Annotated in this window: 23 protein-coding genes and 1 tRNA gene; 6 read left to right on the forward strand and 18 right to left on the reverse strand. The window is 58.7% G+C overall.

Features of this window, described 5'->3' with window-relative positions; all coding sequences use genetic code 11:
• Positions 1-43: 43 nt before the first annotated feature.
• Positions 44-694: a site-2 protease family protein gene (locus AADW57_RS13015; protein ID WP_341667321.1), complete on the reverse strand. Its 651-nt coding sequence runs from the start codon at positions 692-694 to the stop codon at positions 44-46.
• A 145-nt stretch (positions 695-839) separates the two neighbouring features.
• Positions 840-1,466, reverse strand: a complete 627-nt coding sequence (locus AADW57_RS13020) for an L-threonylcarbamoyladenylate synthase (protein ID WP_341667322.1) — start codon at positions 1,464-1,466, stop codon at positions 840-842.
• 175 nt (positions 1,467-1,641) lie between these two features.
• Between AADW57_RS13020 and AADW57_RS13025 the strand changes: the two genes are divergently transcribed.
• From AADW57_RS13025 to AADW57_RS13050, 6 genes are all read left to right on the forward strand, one after another.
• A tRNA-His gene (locus tag AADW57_RS13025) sits at positions 1,642-1,717 on the forward strand.
• A gap of 146 nt (positions 1,718-1,863) precedes the next feature.
• The gene (locus AADW57_RS13030) at positions 1,864-2,112 is read left to right on the forward strand and encodes a hypothetical protein (protein ID WP_341667323.1); all 249 of its coding nucleotides are present in this window, start codon (positions 1,864-1,866) and stop codon (positions 2,110-2,112) included.
• Positions 2,102-2,362, forward strand: a complete 261-nt coding sequence (locus AADW57_RS13035; protein WP_341667324.1) for a hypothetical protein — start codon at positions 2,102-2,104, stop codon at positions 2,360-2,362. The genes AADW57_RS13030 and AADW57_RS13035 overlap by 11 nt, the downstream gene beginning before the upstream one ends.
• Positions 2,363-2,839: 477 nt before the next feature.
• Positions 2,840-3,367: a hypothetical protein gene (locus AADW57_RS13040; protein ID WP_341667325.1), complete on the forward strand. Its 528-nt coding sequence runs from the start codon at positions 2,840-2,842 to the stop codon at positions 3,365-3,367.
• A gap of 143 nt (positions 3,368-3,510) precedes the next feature.
• The gene (locus AADW57_RS13045; protein WP_341667326.1) at positions 3,511-3,966 is read left to right on the forward strand and encodes a hypothetical protein; all 456 of its coding nucleotides are present in this window, start codon (positions 3,511-3,513) and stop codon (positions 3,964-3,966) included.
• Entirely contained in the window at positions 3,963-4,181 is a 219-nt protein-coding gene (locus tag AADW57_RS13050; protein ID WP_341667327.1) for a hypothetical protein, read from the forward strand. The genes AADW57_RS13045 and AADW57_RS13050 overlap by 4 nt, the downstream gene beginning before the upstream one ends.
• A gap of 25 nt (positions 4,182-4,206) precedes the next feature.
• Here the strand turns inward: AADW57_RS13050 and AADW57_RS13055 are convergent, their stop codons facing one another.
• The 16 genes from AADW57_RS13055 to AADW57_RS13130 form a co-directional block, all read right to left on the reverse strand.
• A complete protein-coding gene (locus AADW57_RS13055) occupies positions 4,207-4,686 on the reverse strand; it encodes a DUF2514 family protein (RefSeq protein WP_341667328.1) in 480 nt (159 codons plus the stop codon).
• Entirely contained in the window at positions 4,665-5,123 is a 459-nt protein-coding gene (locus AADW57_RS13060) for a lysozyme (RefSeq protein WP_341667329.1), read from the reverse strand. Before AADW57_RS13060 ends, AADW57_RS13055 begins: the two co-directional genes overlap by 22 nt.
• Positions 5,107-5,364 (reverse strand): hypothetical protein, encoded by a 258-nt coding sequence (locus tag AADW57_RS13065; protein WP_131070752.1) that lies wholly within the window; start codon positions 5,362-5,364, stop codon positions 5,107-5,109. The genes AADW57_RS13060 and AADW57_RS13065 overlap by 17 nt, the downstream gene beginning before the upstream one ends.
• A gap of 50 nt (positions 5,365-5,414) precedes the next feature.
• Entirely contained in the window at positions 5,415-5,849 is a 435-nt protein-coding gene (locus AADW57_RS13070; protein WP_341667330.1) for a DUF4376 domain-containing protein, read from the reverse strand.
• The gene (locus AADW57_RS13075) at positions 5,833-6,213 is read right to left on the reverse strand and encodes a hypothetical protein (protein WP_341667331.1); all 381 of its coding nucleotides are present in this window, start codon (positions 6,211-6,213) and stop codon (positions 5,833-5,835) included. The genes AADW57_RS13070 and AADW57_RS13075 overlap by 17 nt, the downstream gene beginning before the upstream one ends.
• The gene (locus AADW57_RS13080; RefSeq protein WP_341667332.1) at positions 6,213-7,229 is read right to left on the reverse strand and encodes a hypothetical protein; all 1,017 of its coding nucleotides are present in this window, start codon (positions 7,227-7,229) and stop codon (positions 6,213-6,215) included. Before AADW57_RS13080 ends, AADW57_RS13075 begins: the two co-directional genes overlap by 1 nt.
• On the reverse strand, positions 7,216-7,407 hold the full coding sequence (locus AADW57_RS13085; protein ID WP_341667333.1) for a hypothetical protein: 192 nt from the start codon (positions 7,405-7,407) through the stop codon (positions 7,216-7,218). Before AADW57_RS13085 ends, AADW57_RS13080 begins: the two co-directional genes overlap by 14 nt.
• A 189-nt stretch (positions 7,408-7,596) precedes the next feature.
• A complete protein-coding gene (locus tag AADW57_RS13090; RefSeq protein WP_341667334.1) occupies positions 7,597-7,971 on the reverse strand; it encodes a hypothetical protein in 375 nt (124 codons plus the stop codon).
• A 2-nt stretch (positions 7,972-7,973) separates the two neighbouring features.
• The gene (locus AADW57_RS13095) at positions 7,974-11,879 is read right to left on the reverse strand and encodes a phage tail protein (protein WP_341667335.1); all 3,906 of its coding nucleotides are present in this window, start codon (positions 11,877-11,879) and stop codon (positions 7,974-7,976) included.
• Entirely contained in the window at positions 11,879-12,484 is a 606-nt protein-coding gene (locus tag AADW57_RS13100) for a tail assembly protein (protein WP_341667336.1), read from the reverse strand. The genes AADW57_RS13095 and AADW57_RS13100 overlap by 1 nt, the downstream gene beginning before the upstream one ends.
• Positions 12,481-13,263 (reverse strand): C40 family peptidase, encoded by a 783-nt coding sequence (locus AADW57_RS13105; RefSeq protein WP_341667337.1) that lies wholly within the window; start codon positions 13,261-13,263, stop codon positions 12,481-12,483. Before AADW57_RS13105 ends, AADW57_RS13100 begins: the two co-directional genes overlap by 4 nt.
• A gap of 53 nt (positions 13,264-13,316) precedes the next feature.
• On the reverse strand, positions 13,317-13,706 hold the full coding sequence (locus AADW57_RS13110) for a hypothetical protein (RefSeq protein ID WP_341667338.1): 390 nt from the start codon (positions 13,704-13,706) through the stop codon (positions 13,317-13,319).
• A 53-nt stretch (positions 13,707-13,759) separates the two neighbouring features.
• Positions 13,760-14,503 (reverse strand): phage minor tail protein L, encoded by a 744-nt coding sequence (locus AADW57_RS13115; RefSeq protein ID WP_341667339.1) that lies wholly within the window; start codon positions 14,501-14,503, stop codon positions 13,760-13,762.
• Positions 14,500-14,841, reverse strand: a complete 342-nt coding sequence (locus tag AADW57_RS13120; RefSeq protein WP_341667340.1) for a phage tail protein — start codon at positions 14,839-14,841, stop codon at positions 14,500-14,502. The genes AADW57_RS13115 and AADW57_RS13120 overlap by 4 nt, the downstream gene beginning before the upstream one ends.
• Entirely contained in the window at positions 14,838-17,897 is a 3,060-nt protein-coding gene (locus AADW57_RS13125) for a tape measure protein (protein ID WP_341667341.1), read from the reverse strand. Before AADW57_RS13125 ends, AADW57_RS13120 begins: the two co-directional genes overlap by 4 nt.
• 64 nt (positions 17,898-17,961) lie before the next feature.
• A complete protein-coding gene (locus AADW57_RS13130) occupies positions 17,962-18,369 on the reverse strand; it encodes a J517_1871 family lipoprotein (protein ID WP_341667342.1) in 408 nt (135 codons plus the stop codon).
• Positions 18,370-18,384 lie beyond the last annotated feature (15 nt).

Genomic DNA, 18,384 nt, shown 5'->3' on the forward strand with positions numbered 1-18,384 from the left:
GACAAAAATAATGACCTGTCAGTTTAACGGATAAGCAGTCAAATCATAAGAACCATTTCAACACCCCTTCTCCCAAGGCAATCAAGGGACGCATCAGCGTCCAGAGCACGCCGGTAAACATCAGCGCGATCAGAATGATCATGCCGTAGGGTTCGATGCGGGAATAGGCATAGGCCAAACGATTTGGCAACAAACTAAAGACAATTCGCCCGCCGTCCAAAGGCGGCAAAGGCAGCAGATTCAAGGCCATCAACACCAGATTGACCTGTACGCCGGCCACCGCCATGCCCATCCAGAAGGCGCTGTCGCCCTGCCCGATCGACACCATCAGGTGTGCGTACAGCACCCACAGAATCGCCATGAATAAATTGGAAGCCGGCCCAGCCAGGGCTACCCACAGCATGTCCCGCTTAGGGTTGCGCAAACGCCCCCAATCCACCGGCACGGGCTTGGCCCAACCGAACAGAATGCCCCCCATGCCCATCAGGGAACTGCTCAACAGCAGCACCAGCGGCACGACGATCGTGCCGATAGGATCAATATGGCGTAGAGGGTTCAGGCTGATGCGGCCCGCCAGCATCGCGGTCGGGTCGCCGAACAGGCGCGCCACATAGCCATGCGCGGCTTCGTGCAAAGTAATGCCGAAAATAACCGGCAAGGCATAGACAGTAATTGTCTGTATCAGAGAATCCATGACAGTCCTGAGCTCCGAAGGAGCAAGCGCTCCGCCACGGGAGCAGCGGGCGCATTGATCCGGGTTGGACAGTCGGTGCTGTCCCAGGTTCAGGATTGAAACACGAATGTCCGCCCAGGCGCGAATTTTTTCCCGGCCCGAAGCGTCAAGTCAGACCCAGCAAAGCGGGGTCGCCCAGTCCACGACGCAAAACGGCAGGCGAAGGCCCGGTCAGATCAATCACCGTCGTGGCCTGCAAAGGGCACGCCCCGCCGTCGACCACGGCCGCTAGCTGATGGGCATAACGATCCAGAATTTCCTGGGCGTCGTTCAAGGGTTCGTCCTCGCCTTCAGGGATCAAGGTCGTGGAAATAAGGGGGCTGCCTACCTGCTCGATCAGGGATAAGGCCACTTTCTGGCTGGGTACGCGTATGCCTATGGTCTTGCGCGATGGGTGCGATACGCGGCGCGGCACTTCCTTGGTCGCTTCCAGAATAAAGGTCCAGGGACCAGGCGTGGCCATCTTGAGCAATCGGTACTGTGGATTATCGACCTTGGCAAACAGACTGATTTCGGCCAGATCACGGCACAGCAAGGTCAAGTGATGACGCTCATCCAACCCCCGCAATCGCCGCAGATTCTCGGCGGCGGATTTATCATCCAAGCGCGCCACCACCGCATAACTGGAATCGGTAGGAACGGCCAACAGCCCTCCTTTGGCCAGCAGCTCGGCGGCCTGAGCCATGGCGCGCGGCTGGGGGTTCTCGGGATGAACGACGAATAATTGGGACATATCGCGCTTCCTTTGTTGTAGGAGGATGATTAAACCTGATGCCCACATACCCCGGCAAGGCCGCGCACATGGACACCAGAAAAAAAACTGTAGGCGGGTATTGCATTTTGCAAAAAATGCATGCTAGAATACATTTTTTACAGCAAACCGCATCGGCCAAGCGTAAAAAACAGTGGTGACCGTAGCTCAGTTGGTAGAGTCCCGGATTGTGATTCCGGTTGTCGTGGGTTCGAGCCCCATCGGTCACCCCAACAAACATGCCGCTCCCGGCGCTTTGCGCATCCCATTGAATGGTGACAAAGCGAGGAATTGGTGACAAGCGCTTTGAAAGCCCGCCCTAGAGCGGGCTTTTTTGCGTCCATCCATCGTAACAAGTTTGAGCGCAAACAACACCCCTATGGACACGAATCGCAACAACCTGAATTTCAAAAAACTGCGTGCTGCTATGCTGCTGCGCACTGATGATATCGTCGCTATCTGCCGTCATGGTGGCTACCAGGCCAGCCGCTCCATTGCGCAGCGCTGGGGTCTGAGCCAGGATGCCGGGCCTGGCCGTTACGCTGTCATGACAGACGAGGCGTTTGACGCATTTTGCGGCGGACTGCGGACGTGGCTGATTGAGCAAGAGACAAACGATGACAAATGAACAATTTGATTTGCTGCTGTCATTTACGAGCGCCCGCGCCCCTGCCCTGATCGCCGCCGCCCGCCTGGTGCTAGTCGCGGGGGAGCAGCAGGCAAATGCGGTTTTGCAGACGCAGTGCGAGCAGCAACATCTGTCCCGGCTGCTAAAGAAAATGAAATTAACTCACGAAAAATTGCGGCAGGCCGATCAGACTGGGCTGGTCCGGACTGATTTTGTTGTAAACATGGGAACCCCAGGGCGCAAAAAATAAACCTATTTACAAACCAATAAAATGATGTATAATTTAAATCATGGAGTCGCAACACCGCGATCTAATTTTAAGGGGAACATCATGTACTTGGTCCGCGCAATCTCTACAACTAATACCGAGCCCCGCTACGACGGCTGCATTGAATGCAGCACATTTGCTGATGTGCAAAACTACCTGGCTAAAAACCCAGGAGTGTTTTACGGCCACGGCGCAGATATACTCGATAGCAGTGATAATGTGTTGTTTCACACAAACGACTATCAGACAGCATCGACCACGATAGATCGGAACGGAAATGAGCGGACAGTAGTGCCGACACTCAAGGCGTGTGTGGCGGCGGCAGCAGAGTCTGCTAACTACTAATCACTGCATGTTCCCCGCGGCGGCGGGGATTAACCGCTGAATGCTAGACCAGCCCCCTGTTCCCCGCGTAGGCGGGGATTGCTGCCACCCTGCAGCGCAACATGCGAGACTCACATGCATATCCCACACCAGCCTGGGCGCGATGAATTCGCGCTGTGGGCTAACTCCACCGCCCTGCCGAAAACTCGGTGCAAAACATTCGATACCGCCGCTATGACTGCTCGATTTGAGTCTGAGCACCTCTCCGAAGGCGCGCAGATCGCGCTGGCAGGAATATTTTTTGAGGGAGCGCGGCGAAATCTATTTGCCGATAACGGGCACGGAGTAGCCCAGGCCATCGGCGTACGCAGCCCCATTTCTAGCACGGGCCGACCAGCTATCAATGAAAACCGATTTATGCGGTTAATCCGCTCTGCCAGCTGGCCCGCATTTTATGACGCGATGATAGAGGCCCTGTTGATAATCGAGAAAACCACTCCCCGTAGTCCGATGTCCGCGCCGTTGGATCTACGAGCGCTCTACGATTTTGTTCGGCTCTACGATCAGTCGACGCCAGAGCAAAATGAATTCAGCACCCGCCCGCGCGATGGGTTTGCGTATCTCGCTGCCGCTGAGTTCTCATACAGTCAATCCCCGCTATGATCACAATCGAACTGCTGACGCTCTACGTCAGGACGCCCAGCAAATGCGCAATGCGAAATACCAAGCGCCGGACACTGATCATCCTAGCTGATTGACAGTACCGCTTAGGCGGTACATAATGGGCCATGCACTTGGAGAATGACATGGAACTCTTTCACACCAGCCCAACCGAAATCAATAAAGTCACCACCCTGGGTCGCTTCGGTGAGTTCCTGTTTTTCTCGGACAATGAATATGTAATGACGGCCGGCGAACATATCACCTACCGCATTGAGCTGGATAAATCCCAAATCGTCGAGGCTGGCCAGCTGTTCTACCACGAAGGCGCTGATAGGCTGGCCCCGCTGGTTGCAGAACTGGCTGCCCGCCTGGGCGTGGACGAAGACGAGGCTGAGGCGCTGATTGAAGAGTCCAAATCAGTCTACGACTTGGACGGCGTGGAGCCTGAAGACGCTGCAGATCTGTCTTGGGACGTGCAACTTTACACCGCTCGCGCAGCAAAGGCCCTCGGTTTCCGTGGAGTCCAGGTCGAGGACGAACAAGGCACCGCCTTCATGGTCGGTATGCTGGGCCGAGAGGCCGAGCTGGAGCGGGTATGACAAACAATCAATTTGATGCGCTCGCCGCGCTGATGCGCCTACGCCCCTCCCCCAGCCGGGAGGCGCTGCGGCTGGTCCTGGTCGATGGCGCGACTCATACAGCAGCTGCAGAACGAGCCGGCATACCCCGGCCGAACGTCACGAGGCAGGTAAGCAGCGCACGGCACGCCCTCGCATTAATTGAGGCGATTACCGACAAGCCCGCTTCCAAGTGACGGCCGCTGGGCAGCCGCGCAGTAGCTACCGCCCCTGAGCATCCGTGTATGCGGCTTCACACGCCAAGCCAGCTACTCGGCGTCGATCAGCCGCTGCCGCATAGATTCCCGCCAAGTCGTCAGTCTGGCTAAGCAGCTCGGCAAACATTCTGATGGCGGTATCGGCTGCTTGGCGCTCTGCGGCAGCGCTGGCAAGCGCGGTGTCCCGACGATAGCGGGCGGCGTATTCTTGGGCTGACTGGCGCACGCGCTCATCAGCAGCGCGGCGCTCAGCAAGAGCCACTTGCTCCAACTGTTCCAGCGTTTCACGGTCTCGGACCTCCATTTGTTGGGTTAATTCGTGCTCGATCTGCCGCGCCCTGCCCTCCGCATGGGCGACGGCGATCATGTGTTCGGCCTGGGCTTTGTCGTAGCCCTTTTTGCGCTGGGCAGCGCCGTACATCTGCAGCCCCAAAAAAAGGGCTGCCAGTACAGCAGCCCCAGTTAACGCAGACTTGATAGACATATCTGCCTCTCCGCTTGACGGCGCCACTCCAGCCCGCGCAACTTCTTGCCGCCGGCATACACCCAGCGCAGCAGCTCATTGCAGGCCGCTTTCAACTCGCCAGCACGCAGCCGGCGCAGCAGCGTTGAGCCGCCATAGGCACCAGGCCCGACGTTGTAGACAAAGCTGGCCAGCGCCACGCGCATGCCGTCGGGCAGTTGGCCAGGCGTCGAACCATCCACGACCGCCAGCGCCTTGCGTACCTCCTGCTCAGTCAGCACATCGCATTGCGCGGACGTAGCCACATCACCCAGGCGCACGCCATGCGTGTAGCCCTCGCAGATGGTCGGTATCCCCACAGGGTCCGCGTAGGCTACGAGCGAGCGCCCCTCCCAGGCAGCGACCAAACTGACAGCGGCAGCGAGCACTCCCGCGCCAACCTTAGTTTTCAGATCCACTTTTCCACTCCTTGAATCGCAGCCAATGGCGCTGCAGGCAGCCGGCGATGCGCGCAACGGCGCGTGTGAACTCCGGCAGCTTGGTCACAATCAAAATGACCACGTAGGCGGCCCACAGCAGGAGCACGAACTCCTGCAGCGTCCAGCCGTAAATCACCAAAGCCGAGCCTGTCGTAATGGGCAGATGCGCCCCATCGTTGTGCAGCATCGGTTTCTTCCCCTTCGTATGTACGGTCGGCATGGCTGTCTCCCGTGAAGCGCCGCGATTGCGGCAGACGTAAAAAAAGCCGCTCAGGCGGCCGGGTATTCCCACACGATTTGTTCGACGCTCGGTTTATCAGGGGCCAATTGAACTTGCTCAGCCAGCGCCGCGTTGTGCTGCATCAGCGCCAGAATCCGGACCTTGGCTTCGCGCCCCACCTGCTGGATCTGCTCGGCGGTGTGCGGGCGCATGGCCCACTCCCCGGCAGCGTCGGCGCACCAGAACGGCGTTGCCCAATCTGCCGGCAGGTCGGGCAGCAGCGAATCGGTCACACTGCCGGCGAGATTGATCTGGTCCGTCTCTTTGCTCGGGTACAGATGCGGATCGCCCAGGGCGTCCGATTCGAAGCCGGCGGTAATCGCGGCGCGGCATTCCGCCGACAGCGCGACGGCTTTCGCGTCTTTGTGCGCCTGCAGCTGCGCGGCGGCTGTGACGAGTTTGCTGGTATCAATGTTGATCTGCATTCGGGGCGTCCTGTTGTTCGGGTTCAGGGGTAGGTTCTGGCTCTGGCGGGAACTGCGGCGGCAGCGTGATCGGCCCGTCACCGGTGACAAAAATCGGCTCCGGGAAACACGCGGTCGGGTCAGTCTGGTTCAGACTGATAGGGAACAGCAGGCCGTCGATTTCGATTGTGTCGCCCTGCCGACGGATCTCTGCGCTCTGCAGTAACGGATGATCGATAGCGCCGGCAGGCAACGTGTCGCCGTCACCCAGGAATGACAGATCCAGCACTGCGCCGTTGATCAAAAGCGTCGCGCCATGGGCAGCCAGGACCAGCGCCTGGGGCGAATCGCAGCCCTGGGGAGATAAAATCATGTTCCAGTTCATTATTTCCACCTCCCTGCCGCAAAAAAATCAGCAACCACATCGCCGGGGCTTTGATAGAGATAGCGGCAGGAGGCCGCCAGTTTATTCTGATACTGGGGATGGAATGCAACGGAAGTGGGAGGCGTGCCAGAGCCGATATGGGCGCTTACGCTCGAGAAATACTCCGTATCGTTGAGAAACTCTACGGGGAACGTCCAGGTAATACCAAAAATCGTACTGCCCCCTCCACTAATGCCCGCTCTCTGGCGGCACACCTGCAGCCCGTTTTGGAACCGCCACCAGCTGCCGTTAGCGTTTCCGCCCGACTGCATCGCTGCGCCGGTGCCCACATCACCGACTAGATCTGCAAACGCGCCGGATTTCAGGCCGAGCAGCGACGCTGCATTACCGACAGTGATTGTCTCGCTCCAGCCCGACCACAATCCAGTGCCAGCCCTGGCGCGCCAGAATTGGCGTCCAGCTTCAGTGCAAAATCTGTCCAGCAAACACGTGCCGCCGGGACCGCTCAAACCCTCACGGATCAGCACACCGGCTCCCCCGGGGGTATCTGCAACGCCAGCCGCGCACGTATACTCCCCCGGTACCGCATGCATATTTACTGACACATGCGGGTAGGGGTCTGGCGCGCCGCCCAGGCCGTACGCGTTACCGGGCAATAGCTGATCTGCAGTGGCCCAGTATTTACTGCCGATGCTCGATTTCTGGATCGAGTTTTCAGCGAGAGTCAGTGCATCGTAATAGCGTCGCAACAGCTCTGCTGCACGGTCGGCCAGTTCCTTAACATAGCCCTGCAGCGGGGCTAGCGCATACGGCTGCGCGGTCTGCGTCGCGCCACGGTACGGTTTTGTCAGCGTGAGTACGGTGTCCGAGGCGATATTCAGCACCTCGTACAATCGCCCGTCCGGACCGACAAACGCCTCTCCCTGCCTCGCACCCGCCAGCCACTGCGTGCCGACGCCCGTTACCGTGGCGCTGTTCAGGGTGACGTTGACCGTCCCTGCGTCATACCATGCCATGACTGCCCTCCTGCTGGCCGGCGTCCTGCTGTGGCGCATCATCAGCCTGGGCCTGTTGCTGCACGCCAGCGGCCAGTATGTCGATCAGGCTGCGAACCATGCCAGCGGCGAGTTCCGGCGTGATGCGGTTGCCCATATTGTTTTCAAAAACCTGCACGATGGATTTGTGAATGCTCATATTTCTGTCCATAAAAAAAGCCGCTAGGCGGCTGGATACTTGGTTTTGACTTCCTGGCAGTGGTCGATCCACTGCTCAACGTCAGGCGGGAGCTGCTGGCCATGCCCTCGTAAATGCATGGCCAGCTTGAATACAGCATCGAGCTGATCGCCAATGTCGGGATATTCCCTGCGTCGGCGCTCGGCGTGGTTATTGGGTTGATGGTGGATTTTCAACTGTATACCTCCCATCCAGATACGGCCAACGCGTGACCGTGATTTCATACGTGCCGGGGTATTGAAACGACAGCTCCACATCCCCGCCCTCCGCGCATTCGTACTGCTGGCCATCAATCGTGATCGTGCTGCCGGGCCTAACACCGCGCAGTGTCAGACCGTCAACCAGTGCCGGGCAGGCCTGACGTTTCCGGGCCTGGCCACCGTAAAACCACCAGGAGTCGTCCAGTGCGCCCGGCGCGTGGCCGCCACCCCAGCGCGCCAGAAACGGCTCAATAACGAACAACGGCGACCCCTGCAGCGTTTGCACAAACCTGCCGTCCCGAAACAATGAAACAGTGTTTTCCATGCCTACCTCATAAACGCTTCGATACGGATTGCGGCAGCGCCCACCCATTTCCCTGCTATTGAGCTAATAATCGGAGACCGCTGTCGGATCGAAAACTGCTGCCAGCCAGCGGGCACCCATCCTCGGAAAACAACTACCCCGGGCGCTGTCATCGAGTTATCAAAATCACTCACTGTTCTAAACGCAGCGACATCGTAGCCGCCCGTGTCGTACACGAGCTCATGTCCTGTATCTGCGAGTGTGCCAGGCTGAGTATTCGTCAATCCCTCGATCGTTGCCGTAACGACAACATCAGCGCCATGCGGCAGCGCAAGCCCTGCGGCAACAGATCGGAACGTACTGCCCGCCGCCAGTTCTCCCGCGCCCGCCGTTGCATATGCAGTCACAGATACCGAATTTCCGGCAATTTTCAAAGTGTCGACCGAGGCGTTTACGATATGCGCACGCTGAATCTGCGCAGTCTGAATGTGCGCGGACTTGATATATGCAGTATCAAGGTCGGCCAATACGGCCGCTAAATACTGTGTTTCGATTTTCCGTGCATCGAGCGACAGTATTTTTGCTGACGTAATGGATGCGTAGCCAATCAGAGCAACATTCAGAATGCTGGCCCCGTTCTGCACTGAGAACACGGCCGCAGGGCTGCCGTTAACCGCGTGCATCACTGCAAATCTTTCAGCGAGAACGGCGAACGTGGACTGCATCACGCCGGACTCGTTCGTCAGATCCAGGCCGACCCCGGCCACGTACTGCACGCCGTTGACGTTGGTCTTGAATTTGATGCCCCAGGATGCAGAGATTTTGCCATCCAACTCGACGAGCGCACGCATCACCTCCTCGACGGCCGCCGAGTCCTGACCGATACTCGCTGTTAGCGTCGTAACCGACTCGGCCAGCGCGCGATTTTGATCTGCCTGCACATTCTGAAACTGAGAAAGCGCGGCGCGAGTCTCGTATGCATTGAGCGCGTTTTCTAAATCTGCGCTCTCGCCTGCGATGATGTTTTTCACCTCTGCGTTCAAGACCAGGAATTTTGTCGCCGCTGCTCCCTCCACCTCATCTATGCGTGCCGTGGTTTCCTCCAGGACTCCGGCGTACGCATCCAGACCGTCTGCGTATTTCCCGATAGGCTCCCAACACAACGTATCAGTAATGGGCGTACCGGCTGGAACGTCTTGCTTTGCGCGAAACATGTAACCGTCCACGAACACCACTGTCTCGGCGAGATAGTCGGTTTCAAGGTCCCATCCTGTGGCATTCAATGAGTCCCGAATGTTCGGTATGTCGCGGATGTCGCCCATGATCAGCTCGCCCAGCCCGCCGGCGACAATTTCCTGCGTGATCAGGTCGTTGTACTCGCTGGCCACCTGCGATGGCGTGCCGCGCACACCGGGTTCGGACTCAGCCGGATACCACGGACCCCAGGTGCCGTTCTTGTCCACCAGCCGCGCCCAGAAATAGTGCTCGGTGTTGATGGCTAGGCCCGTTTGCTCAAACGAGTCCGTGGGGTACGCGAAGCCGCCCGCCGGCCGCGAATCCGCAAACTCCGGTGAGCGGCTGTAGCGGATTTCCGTGCGTTCAACAATATTGGGGCCGAACGGGAACCCCCAACGTACCACCACGCCCCAGGGGATGGATTCCGTAATTAAATGCGTGACCGGCTGTGGTGCCCCCACACGGCCATCCAGCTGCGTCAGGCTGGACGTGGCCCACAGGCTGGACACATCCAGCACGTTGATAGCACGCACGCGCGCAACGTAGCCGCCGGCGTAGATATTAGGCACCTCCACGCTGGTCGAACCGGTGCGCGGCACGCTCACCCACTCCGAGTTATCCCGACGCCACTGGACCTCGTAGGAGACGGCATTGGCGGCCGCATCCCACGAAATGACCGCATTGTGCCGGGCCTGTCCTTGCGCCAGAACGTGGTACGAGGTGATCACCACATTGGCTGGCAGATTCTGTACCGGAGGCGGCACCACGCTAATGGGTGGCGTCTCAACTCGGGTTTCGTAGTCAATAGCCGCATGTTTGCCGTCTACGTACTGCAGCGCTGTGATGGTGTGCTGTAGCCCATTGCCCTCGCTAACAGTCAAAACACGATACTTCTGCGTCGCCAGATCAGGCGAACTGATCGACCAAGCCGACTCTGCCTGCGGGGTTTGACTAAATGGCGGGTCCACAAAGAGAGTTTCGGCCAGCCCATTCGGCCCCTGCACGGTTGATACCAGTCGGCTCTGCGATACGCCACTGGGCAGCACCACGGTCAGGCGGTCGCCGGCCGACACGCGCGCGGGCGCATCCAGCGTCACGGCCTTGACGGTGGCTGATTTAATCAGCCCGCCGATCCGACGACCTGCCAGATGAGCATCCGCCACCTCGATCACCTGCCCAGGCAGGGCGAGCGTGCCCGACAAACCGACGGCAAACGTCACGCTCTCGGTTTCCATGCGCGACGTAAACAGCGCACTGCGCCCCAGACGCTGGGCTTGGCCCTGGGAAGTGCAGCCGAACGCCGTCAGCTCGACCTGACGCACACCGTAGCGGGCGATACCCTCCGGGTCCTCGACCACTTCCACCTTGGCACGGCCCATGTCCGTTTCATCGTTCCAGGACACCAGAGCCACGGTGTAGCGGGTTTTCAGGCCTGAGCCGGCATAGTTGAACTTGCCGCCCGCCACGTTCGCGTTCGAGTAGGTATACACGGCATCGCGCGGCATGTCGGCCACAGCCAGCACCGAGCCGTGGGCGTAATAGGCCAAGCCGCGGAACACAGACGCCAGATCCTGCAAGACTTTCCAGGCCTCGGCCTTGTCCTGCAGATATACATTGCAGGAGAAACGCGGCTCCGTGCCACCTTTGCCGTCCGGCACCAATTCGTCGCAATATCGGGCAATCTGATACAGCGCCCAGCGGTCCACCCAACCGGCGGGCAGCAAGCGGCCCAGGCCGTCGCAGGCATTCGTGGCCAGATCGTAAAACACCCAGGCCGGGTTATCCGTCCAGGACATTTTGAACGTGCCGTCCCAGGTGCCCACATACGAGCGCGTCCAGGCGTCGTAATTGCTGGGCACGCGCACCACGCGCAGGTACAGATGATACGCGCGCGTCGGGATCGACTGGAACTGCTTGGCATTGACCCGAATCCCGACGCACGCCGACATCGGCCGGCGCAGCTTGGCGTCCGTCACCTCGGTGATAGAGTCCACATAGGTCACATCGCTGATGGTGGAGTTGCTGCTGTTGGGCGTGATCCGGCGCACGCGCACGGACCAGCCGGTGTTCGCGCGCGGCAGGTCGATCCGGTGCGAGCGGGAGTACTGCTGGGTGGTTTTGCCATCAAATGCGGCGCGCAGCACCTCGGCCCAGGCCGATCCGTCGGTGGACAGCTCGATCACGTACTCGACGCGGTAGCCGGTGATGCCACCGGTCTCGGTCGATTGGCGCTTCAGGCCGCGCACGGACAGGCCCACGCGCACACCAGAAATGTACACGTTCTGGATAGCACGCGTAAACGGCTGATCCGAGCGTAGCTCAACATTGACGGCGCTGGACGACTCCACAGCCGGAAACCCAGGGATGTAGCGCTGGTCCTGCGTGCCAGCGCGAAACTCCAGCTGCACATCCTGAAAATTCAGGCTGCCGTCTTCGTTCTGAATCGGTGTATTGTCTAAATAGACCGAGCGCAACGGGTACCACTGATCAACAAATCCGTGTATCGGCCCTGCACTGACCAGATCAATCACAGATGCGTACGCAATGCTATGCAGGTTGTCCTGGTCCTCGGTCGGCGTACGTGTCGATCCGCCACCGCCTTTCCCGCCGCCCTTATAGCCCTGGATGCTGTAGCCGCCAGAAACAGAAACGGCACCCTCAGGTGCCGCAATGTTGTAATCGAGAAGCCGCATTACATCTGATCCTCTGAGTAAATCCCTGCCGATACCACCGCAGAGCCGACGATTTTCCTGCCATAGCCCAGCGGCACCGGATTGCCCTGGGCGGTCGTGTTCACGGGACCGTTGAAGTTGTAGGAAGCGCCGTTCTCGGGCCGGTCGGCCGTGCCCAGGCCCTGCTGTGTGGGGGCCATCATCTGGAACACCCCGCCGATTGCCATGCCGGCACCTGCCGCCATCAAGCCTGTCGCCATTGCCCCCCATCCCATCGGATTCCACCAGGCCACAGCCATTAGCGCCACACCCAGCACCGTCTGAAACAGCCCGCCACGCTTGGCACCGCGAATCACCGGCGCAATCCGGATCTCGTCCCCGCCAGCGGGTGCCTGCAGGGCTTCTTCATTGATGTTGGTCTGGGCCAAGAAGCACGCGTATGACACGCCCCGGTCGCCCGAGGTCATCATTTCCCGCTCAAACCCAGGAAACAGCACGCACAGCGCGCGAATGGCCTCGGCCACCGAGTTCACGGCCAGGCGGTGCACGCGCCCGAAGCGAGCACCCAGCTTGCCGTACAGGCGCACGGTGCGCAGCTCGTCATCGATATCGGTGGCAACTATCACATCAACTCCTTGTGTCGAATGATTTTGCGGGTGATCTGAGCCCAGTACCCGCCGTACGGAATGCGTTCGGACAGGTAGCCGTAGGCGTGGTGCAACATGGCGTCCGGCACCGGGTGAACATTGGGGGCCTCGGTCAGCGGCACATTACCGAGAAACACGGCGGCATGATTCACGCGATCGCTGCGCAACTGCATGAGGATCACATCGCCCGCGCGCGGCCCGTCGTCCACCTCGACAAAACCCGCTTTCTCGAAGTTTTCCAAGTACAGCTCCTGCTCGCCTTCCCACCAGCCGTCTTCCCGCTCAAAGCCTGGCAGCTCGATACCGCGCTCGCGTCGGTAGTAGTCTTGCACCAGCGTGTAGCAGTCCAGCACGCCGTGATAAAACTGGCGGCCAATCAGCGGCGCCTGGTAGCCCTCCGGACAGAACGACTCGATACTGGCCACCTGCGGCGCGACCTCGCCGGGCATGACAGACACAATCAGCCACTCCAGCGGTTTCACATGCTCGGCCATGGCTTCGCACGCGACCCGGTCCGCCTGGCTGGGCGTGGCCGGCATGTTCGGGTGCGAATGCACGAACGCGATGATGTCGCCCAGCTGCTCGGCGGCTGCCCAGTCCTGCGGCCGGGTCTCAAAATAGTCTTCTGGCTTGGCTGCGACGTTCACCCCGGGCATGTACGCCTCGCGCCGGCCGGTGGCCACCACAAAGCCGACAGCCTCACGCGGGTACTCGGCCAGGGCATGCGCTTTGATCGCCTCAATGGTTTTTTTCTGCATACATCACCCATAAAAAAAACCGCCCGAAGGCGGCTTAGATTCTCAGCTCTAACTTATAAAACCCAAGTTGATGAAGGTCTAGTTGCATCAATCTCCACAACACCTGCCCCAGCAAGCATCGGAAGAATATACGTAATACATCGCACCCCCGAATTTGCGCGCTTTGCTGCCAAGCACAATGGCCCTGAATCTGAGTCTGCGTTGGCCGAACGGATCTCACACCTATTGTCCTCAACATGGCCATTGCGTAGAAGATACTGAACTGCATCGACAAAAGACTCTCGTGCAACTCTAACCTCGGTACCTCCAGCCAACACCTTTAACAAACTATCTGTTTTGTCGAGCACGAGGAACTCACGGCTTCCAGAAGGCGTTCTGTACGTTAAATTCAAATCAATCTTTGACCAAATGCCCTCAATTAGCATTTCAGCAGCTTTTTTCATGAAAACTCCTAGAAGAGCTGCGATAGTATCGAATTCCTAAAATCAAAACAATTTCATCGGAGTCGGTCAGCGGCCGGTTCGCCGCCAAAGTTAATTTCCGCCTCCGTCGGCGTACAGCCCTGCTGGGCAGCAAAGCGGAGCTGACAGCTACGCACAAACCCAGGACAACGGTCCAGGGCTGGGTCGCTAACCGGGTTGTCATTCTTATCGAACATTGCAGACCCTGTGTAGCCGCAGTACGGCCCTCGGTATCCGCCTATTCGGGTCCAGGCGCACTGCGTTGTGATCTGGCGCGCCGGCAACTGCTGACCCTGAAAATCAAGCGGACTGGACAGCTCAAACTCCACGACCTCTGCGTCGCTGGAGGTTCGCTGCTCAATCAGCCAGACCTCATCCGGGAAAGCCTGCGCCGGGTCCGCCGTCGGATTGCCGCCACTGAAATTTGCCGCATCCAAGTACTTCGCCAGCGTTCGGCGTCGGATAAACCGCGCGCCGGCCATATCGCCGTACATGCGGCACATCGCGGAAATCACGCCAGGGATGCGCTGCCCCTGTGCATCCAGGCCGATATTGCCCACGCGTACAGTCGGCGCGGGCTGCCGACCCTCGCCTACCCGCTGGAATCCCGTCGCTTCAATGGCCCACGGCTCGTAGCGTTTGCCTTGCCACCAGATAGGCTGGTCCTGCGGGTAGCCGTGAAAGCGCAGCGTACCCGCACCAATTTCTTCGGCGTCCAGCTCAAAAACCTGAACAATGTCACCCGGTTCCAGCCGCTGAATGTCAGATTCAATGCTCATGGCCGAAACCCTTGTTCAAATGTTGCCGACAACCTCCATGCTTGGCCGCCCCCGTGCGGCCGGGAGTACGCCTTGCACTTGACGACGATAGCTGCTGCCTGCCCCGGTGGTACCCACAAGAAAGAGCGCCAGCCACCATGAGCATCCAGAAAGCCCTTGATAGTGTCGATCCGGTCCTGACGCCCGAAAAACGTCAAGGCCCAACTCGAATCGCGGTTATTGATCCCGTCGCCCGCGCTCTGCTCGTAGCCCTCGCCAAACTTGGCAGACAGCACCCGAAACTGGACATCCTCGGTCGCGTTCGTCTGCTCCGGGGCCCAGGTAAATGTTTCCATCATCGTAAGTACCCATTTCGTTGATTCCACAACAGGCCGCCCTGGCGCATTTCTCGCGCCAAGCCCTGCTGAACCATCCCTGCAACCATCTCAGCCAGTTGGCGGCCCTGCTGTGCGCCAGCCCCGCCCACCTGGGTCTGAGTAGAGCCGTCATTGGCAATATTGACTTCGACGTTGATATGGATCGGCTGGCCGCTGCCCTCAGCACCAGCGGGTACTGTGTTGGCTTTCTTGAGATAGGAGGTCAGGTCACTGTTCTGACGCGGGCTTAGCACGCGTTCGCCCTTGTCCAGCAACCAGGTACCCTCGCGCGGGATCTGGTCAATGCCGCTGTGGGCCATGCCGGTAAGCGCAGTCGCGGCGATCATGCCGACCGAGGCATAACCAAGGCCTCGCATTGTCGCAGCCATCGGCGGGCCAGCAATTGGCCCAAGCTCTGCAAGAGCCCGCGTGGCGGCTATCTCGGTATTTATGATCGCCTGGGCAATGCTTGCTGCTTTGCTTGCCAGAAACATTGCCTTATACACCACCGACCCTTCATGCCCGAGGGTTCGCAGCATCTCCGCAGCATCCCCCGTGACCGAGGCAAAGCTTGCAAGAGAGGCAGATTTCCAGGCGTCAGAAAGATTGGACTGCTGTTCGTTGTAGCGCCGGCTGATTTCAAGAACCGCATCAGCGTGCTCCTGCTCACTGATCAGTTTCTGGTTCAGGTACTGCTGGTGCCTCTGCATCTCTTCGGCGCGCCATTTATCCAGCTCTGACCGTGCCTGGGCGACCCGCACAAGCTCGCCAGAAGCGCCGCCCACACTCGCATCAATACCATCAAACTTTGGCGCAACCGAGATTCCACCCTTGATCACGCGCTGCATTGCACTGGCGTACTGGTCCGCTGACAAGCCGGCCTCGCGCAGCACACGAACGCGCTCCTTGAGCAGATCCGTGGTTCGCTCTTCCTCCGTCCGTAGATCCAGTATCAAGGATTTGTAGGCGTCCTGTGCTTCCTTGGCTTTCTCGAAGGCATCTTTCGTTGCCAGTAGAGCATCTGCTGCTTTGAGTTGGCTTTCGGTGGCACCTGCCATCCGCAGTTGATAGCGTTGCATCTCAGTATCCGCCATGCCCAACACCGCTACTTGGTCTTGCAGCGCCTTAATCAGACGGACGGTTTCTTTTTCCTGCTTTATGCCAGCGCCCGCAGCTTTTCGCCGGGCCTCTTCTGCTCGTTCGCTGGCCTCCAGGGTGTCAATCTTCTCACGGGCACGCTTCTGCTCTGCATCGCTCATTTCCCCAAGCAGGCCCTTCTCCAGATCATAACGAAGCTGAACTGCTGCACCAGATTTGCCAATGAGCGCGATCTGGCGATCTATTTGAGATTCGAACTTCGCAAAAGCCTGTGACGTTTGGTCGCCGCCAACACTGATAGGCGCACTCAGCAACCCTGCAATTTTTTCCAACTGCGCACGTAACCCATCAGCCCGCCCCCTAGTTTCTTCATAAGACTGTGCCAGGTCCATCATTTGGCGATACATCTGCTTGTACAGGGGCGAGTTCTTGTCTGGGATCGCATTCATCTGCGAGCCCAGGCTTTCCAGCTTGATCTTCGTAACGGCTATCGTCTGGCCCAGACTAATCAGCTCGTCCTCGATCTTTAGCTTGGCATTCCCCAGGGCAGACGCGCCCATCTTATCAAGTGATGCAGTGAGCAAGTCAACAGAGCCCCGAAAGTCATCTGCGCTTTTCTCTGCGGCATTTGCGTTGCTACTAAACAGCAAGAATGAGCCAGCGGCAAGCGCCGCTGTAACACCAAGCCCCACAGGTCCGCCCAACACCCCAAGCAGCGCCCTACCCGCACCAACACTTGCAGCCTGCGCCGCAGCCAGGCGCTTCGTGGCGGCCTCTTCCGCAACCTTTGCCGCTGCTAGCTGTATATGCGTCGCTTTTAATCCAAGGTTCGCCTGCGTGCTAGCCAGAGTGGCAGCAGTGGCTTGTGCCTCAGCTTTCGCTTCCGCTAGTGCGGCACGCCCTTTTGTATAACTAGCAGCGGCAGCTTGTACGCTAGCCGACGCCGCCCCAAGCGTCCGAGATACATACAAAGTAATCGTGCCAGCAGCGACGTATCCAAGCACATCCGCAAGAGCGGCAAAATTCTTCGAAATAATGCCGATCCCTGATGCCAGCGTCGCCGTAACCTGTGACGACTCGTTCGCCTTACCAATATATTCGCCAAAGGCAGTATTCAAGTTCGTGAGAGCATCCCGCACCGTAGTAGGCATGCCCTCAACCTGCTTCATCACAGGCGCATAAGCAGACAGCAACGCCTTGGCCATCATTTCGGCGGAGATCTTCCCCTCCACCCCCAGCTGACGAATCTCCTCCGCCGCTTTCCCTGTACTGTCAGCAAGATGCTGCACAATAGTATCGGCAGTGCTGTAAATCGTCATCCAGGCATCAGCATCGACACGACCGCGCTGGAAAGACTTACCCAAAGCCTCCATCGCTGCAGCCCCGCGCTCCGCGTTGGCACCGTTTACTACCAACAGCCCAGAAAACGCATCAACAGCATCAATACTTTGATCCAGACTAAGCCCCATCTCCCGCAGTACTGGGGAAAGCTGGATGAATGCCTCTCGTGTCTCGTTGATCGCCCGAAATGTAGTTTGCGCCGATTGCGCCATCCGAGACTGGGCGTGGTTGTACTCGTCCTGGCTCTCGGTGGCCATACGCATGCGGCTTGCGTACTGCCCCCACTCGTCGGCCATATCAATCAACCGCATGGTCGAAAAGCCAAGCAGCGCTGACTTCAAAACACGATTTATCGTGGCTGCCGAGGTGGCCGCCTGTTGCTCGGTCTTTGCCAGCTCTTTATTCAGACCATCAACGCTCGCTGCGGTTGTGCGCGCTACGCCACCGACCCCCACCAATCCACCACTGACGCGACGAGAAGATCCAACGACGCGGATGCCGGCAGCCTCCATCGCGCCGAGCGCCTGCTCCAGCTCCTTGGCTTTCTGCTCAGCGGATCGGCTGTCAATGGTGATAGCCAGGCGAGATTCTTGCGCCATTCAAATTCTCCAGACGAAAAAAAACCCCGCCATCAGCGAGGTTCATGAAGTTTTAATTTTTAAATTAGGAAAGGCTGTCTACGCAGTATGGCGATGCCTCCTTAAGCTGTGAGTCCATTTTGAATCGAACTGTATTGGCGCCTAGGTAATCGTAGTTTCCAACAAGCCCTTCCCCTTCGCGGCTTAAACGCATTTTCGTGCCATCTTGAAAGTAAAGGCGATCCTGGACGAACTTAATGCGGCCCAGGGTATTCCGCTCCCCCCATGAAGAACAAAAAAGCCCCGTCCCGTCCTGCCCTATGCGCAGCGTCAGCAGGTATGGGCCGTTCGAACCTGTCCATGCCCCCACCAAACCTTCGCTCACAAGTTCGGGCGTAAGCTCCGCAAATCGATTGTCGGCCATGTCATGCGTTGGCAGCGCGCAGCCAGCCACCCAGCTAGAAATGATCAAACCCAGTACACGTAGCCTCATCCCCACCTCCACAAA

The organism is Alcaligenes sp. SDU_A2 (assembly GCF_038237375.1).
Classification (GTDB): Bacteria; Pseudomonadota; Gammaproteobacteria; order Burkholderiales; family Burkholderiaceae_B; genus Alcaligenes.

Coding starts and splice junctions, on each gene's coding strand:
- AADW57_RS13015 (WP_341667321.1), bottom strand. CDS start 694: ATGGATTCTCTGATACAGACAATTACTGTCTATGCCTTGCCGGTTATT.
- AADW57_RS13020 (WP_341667322.1), bottom strand. CDS start 1,466: ATGTCCCAATTATTCGTCGTTCATCCCGAGAACCCCCAGCCGCGCGCC.
- AADW57_RS13030 (WP_341667323.1), top strand. CDS start 1,864: ATGGACACGAATCGCAACAACCTGAATTTCAAAAAACTGCGTGCTGCT.
- AADW57_RS13035 (WP_341667324.1), top strand. CDS start 2,102: ATGACAAATGAACAATTTGATTTGCTGCTGTCATTTACGAGCGCCCGC.
- AADW57_RS13040 (WP_341667325.1), top strand. CDS start 2,840: ATGCATATCCCACACCAGCCTGGGCGCGATGAATTCGCGCTGTGGGCT.
- AADW57_RS13045 (WP_341667326.1), top strand. CDS start 3,511: ATGGAACTCTTTCACACCAGCCCAACCGAAATCAATAAAGTCACCACC.
- AADW57_RS13050 (WP_341667327.1), top strand. CDS start 3,963: ATGACAAACAATCAATTTGATGCGCTCGCCGCGCTGATGCGCCTACGC.
- AADW57_RS13055 (WP_341667328.1), bottom strand. CDS start 4,686: ATGTCTATCAAGTCTGCGTTAACTGGGGCTGCTGTACTGGCAGCCCTT.
- AADW57_RS13065 (WP_131070752.1), bottom strand. CDS start 5,364: ATGCCGACCGTACATACGAAGGGGAAGAAACCGATGCTGCACAACGAT.
- AADW57_RS13070 (WP_341667330.1), bottom strand. CDS start 5,849: ATGCAGATCAACATTGATACCAGCAAACTCGTCACAGCCGCCGCGCAG.
- AADW57_RS13075 (WP_341667331.1), bottom strand. CDS start 6,213: ATGAACTGGAACATGATTTTATCTCCCCAGGGCTGCGATTCGCCCCAG.
- AADW57_RS13080 (WP_341667332.1), bottom strand. CDS start 7,229: ATGGCATGGTATGACGCAGGGACGGTCAACGTCACCCTGAACAGCGCC.
- AADW57_RS13085 (WP_341667333.1), bottom strand. CDS start 7,407: ATGAGCATTCACAAATCCATCGTGCAGGTTTTTGAAAACAATATGGGC.
- AADW57_RS13090 (WP_341667334.1), bottom strand. CDS start 7,971: ATGGAAAACACTGTTTCATTGTTTCGGGACGGCAGGTTTGTGCAAACG.
- AADW57_RS13095 (WP_341667335.1), bottom strand. CDS start 11,879: ATGCGGCTTCTCGATTACAACATTGCGGCACCTGAGGGTGCCGTTTCT.
- AADW57_RS13105 (WP_341667337.1), bottom strand. CDS start 13,263: ATGCAGAAAAAAACCATTGAGGCGATCAAAGCGCATGCCCTGGCCGAG.
- AADW57_RS13110 (WP_341667338.1), bottom strand. CDS start 13,706: ATGAAAAAAGCTGCTGAAATGCTAATTGAGGGCATTTGGTCAAAGATT.
- AADW57_RS13115 (WP_341667339.1), bottom strand. CDS start 14,503: ATGAGCATTGAATCTGACATTCAGCGGCTGGAACCGGGTGACATTGTT.
- AADW57_RS13120 (WP_341667340.1), bottom strand. CDS start 14,841: ATGATGGAAACATTTACCTGGGCCCCGGAGCAGACGAACGCGACCGAG.
- AADW57_RS13125 (WP_341667341.1), bottom strand. CDS start 17,897: ATGGCGCAAGAATCTCGCCTGGCTATCACCATTGACAGCCGATCCGCT.
- AADW57_RS13130 (WP_341667342.1), bottom strand. CDS start 18,369: ATGAGGCTACGTGTACTGGGTTTGATCATTTCTAGCTGGGTGGCTGGC.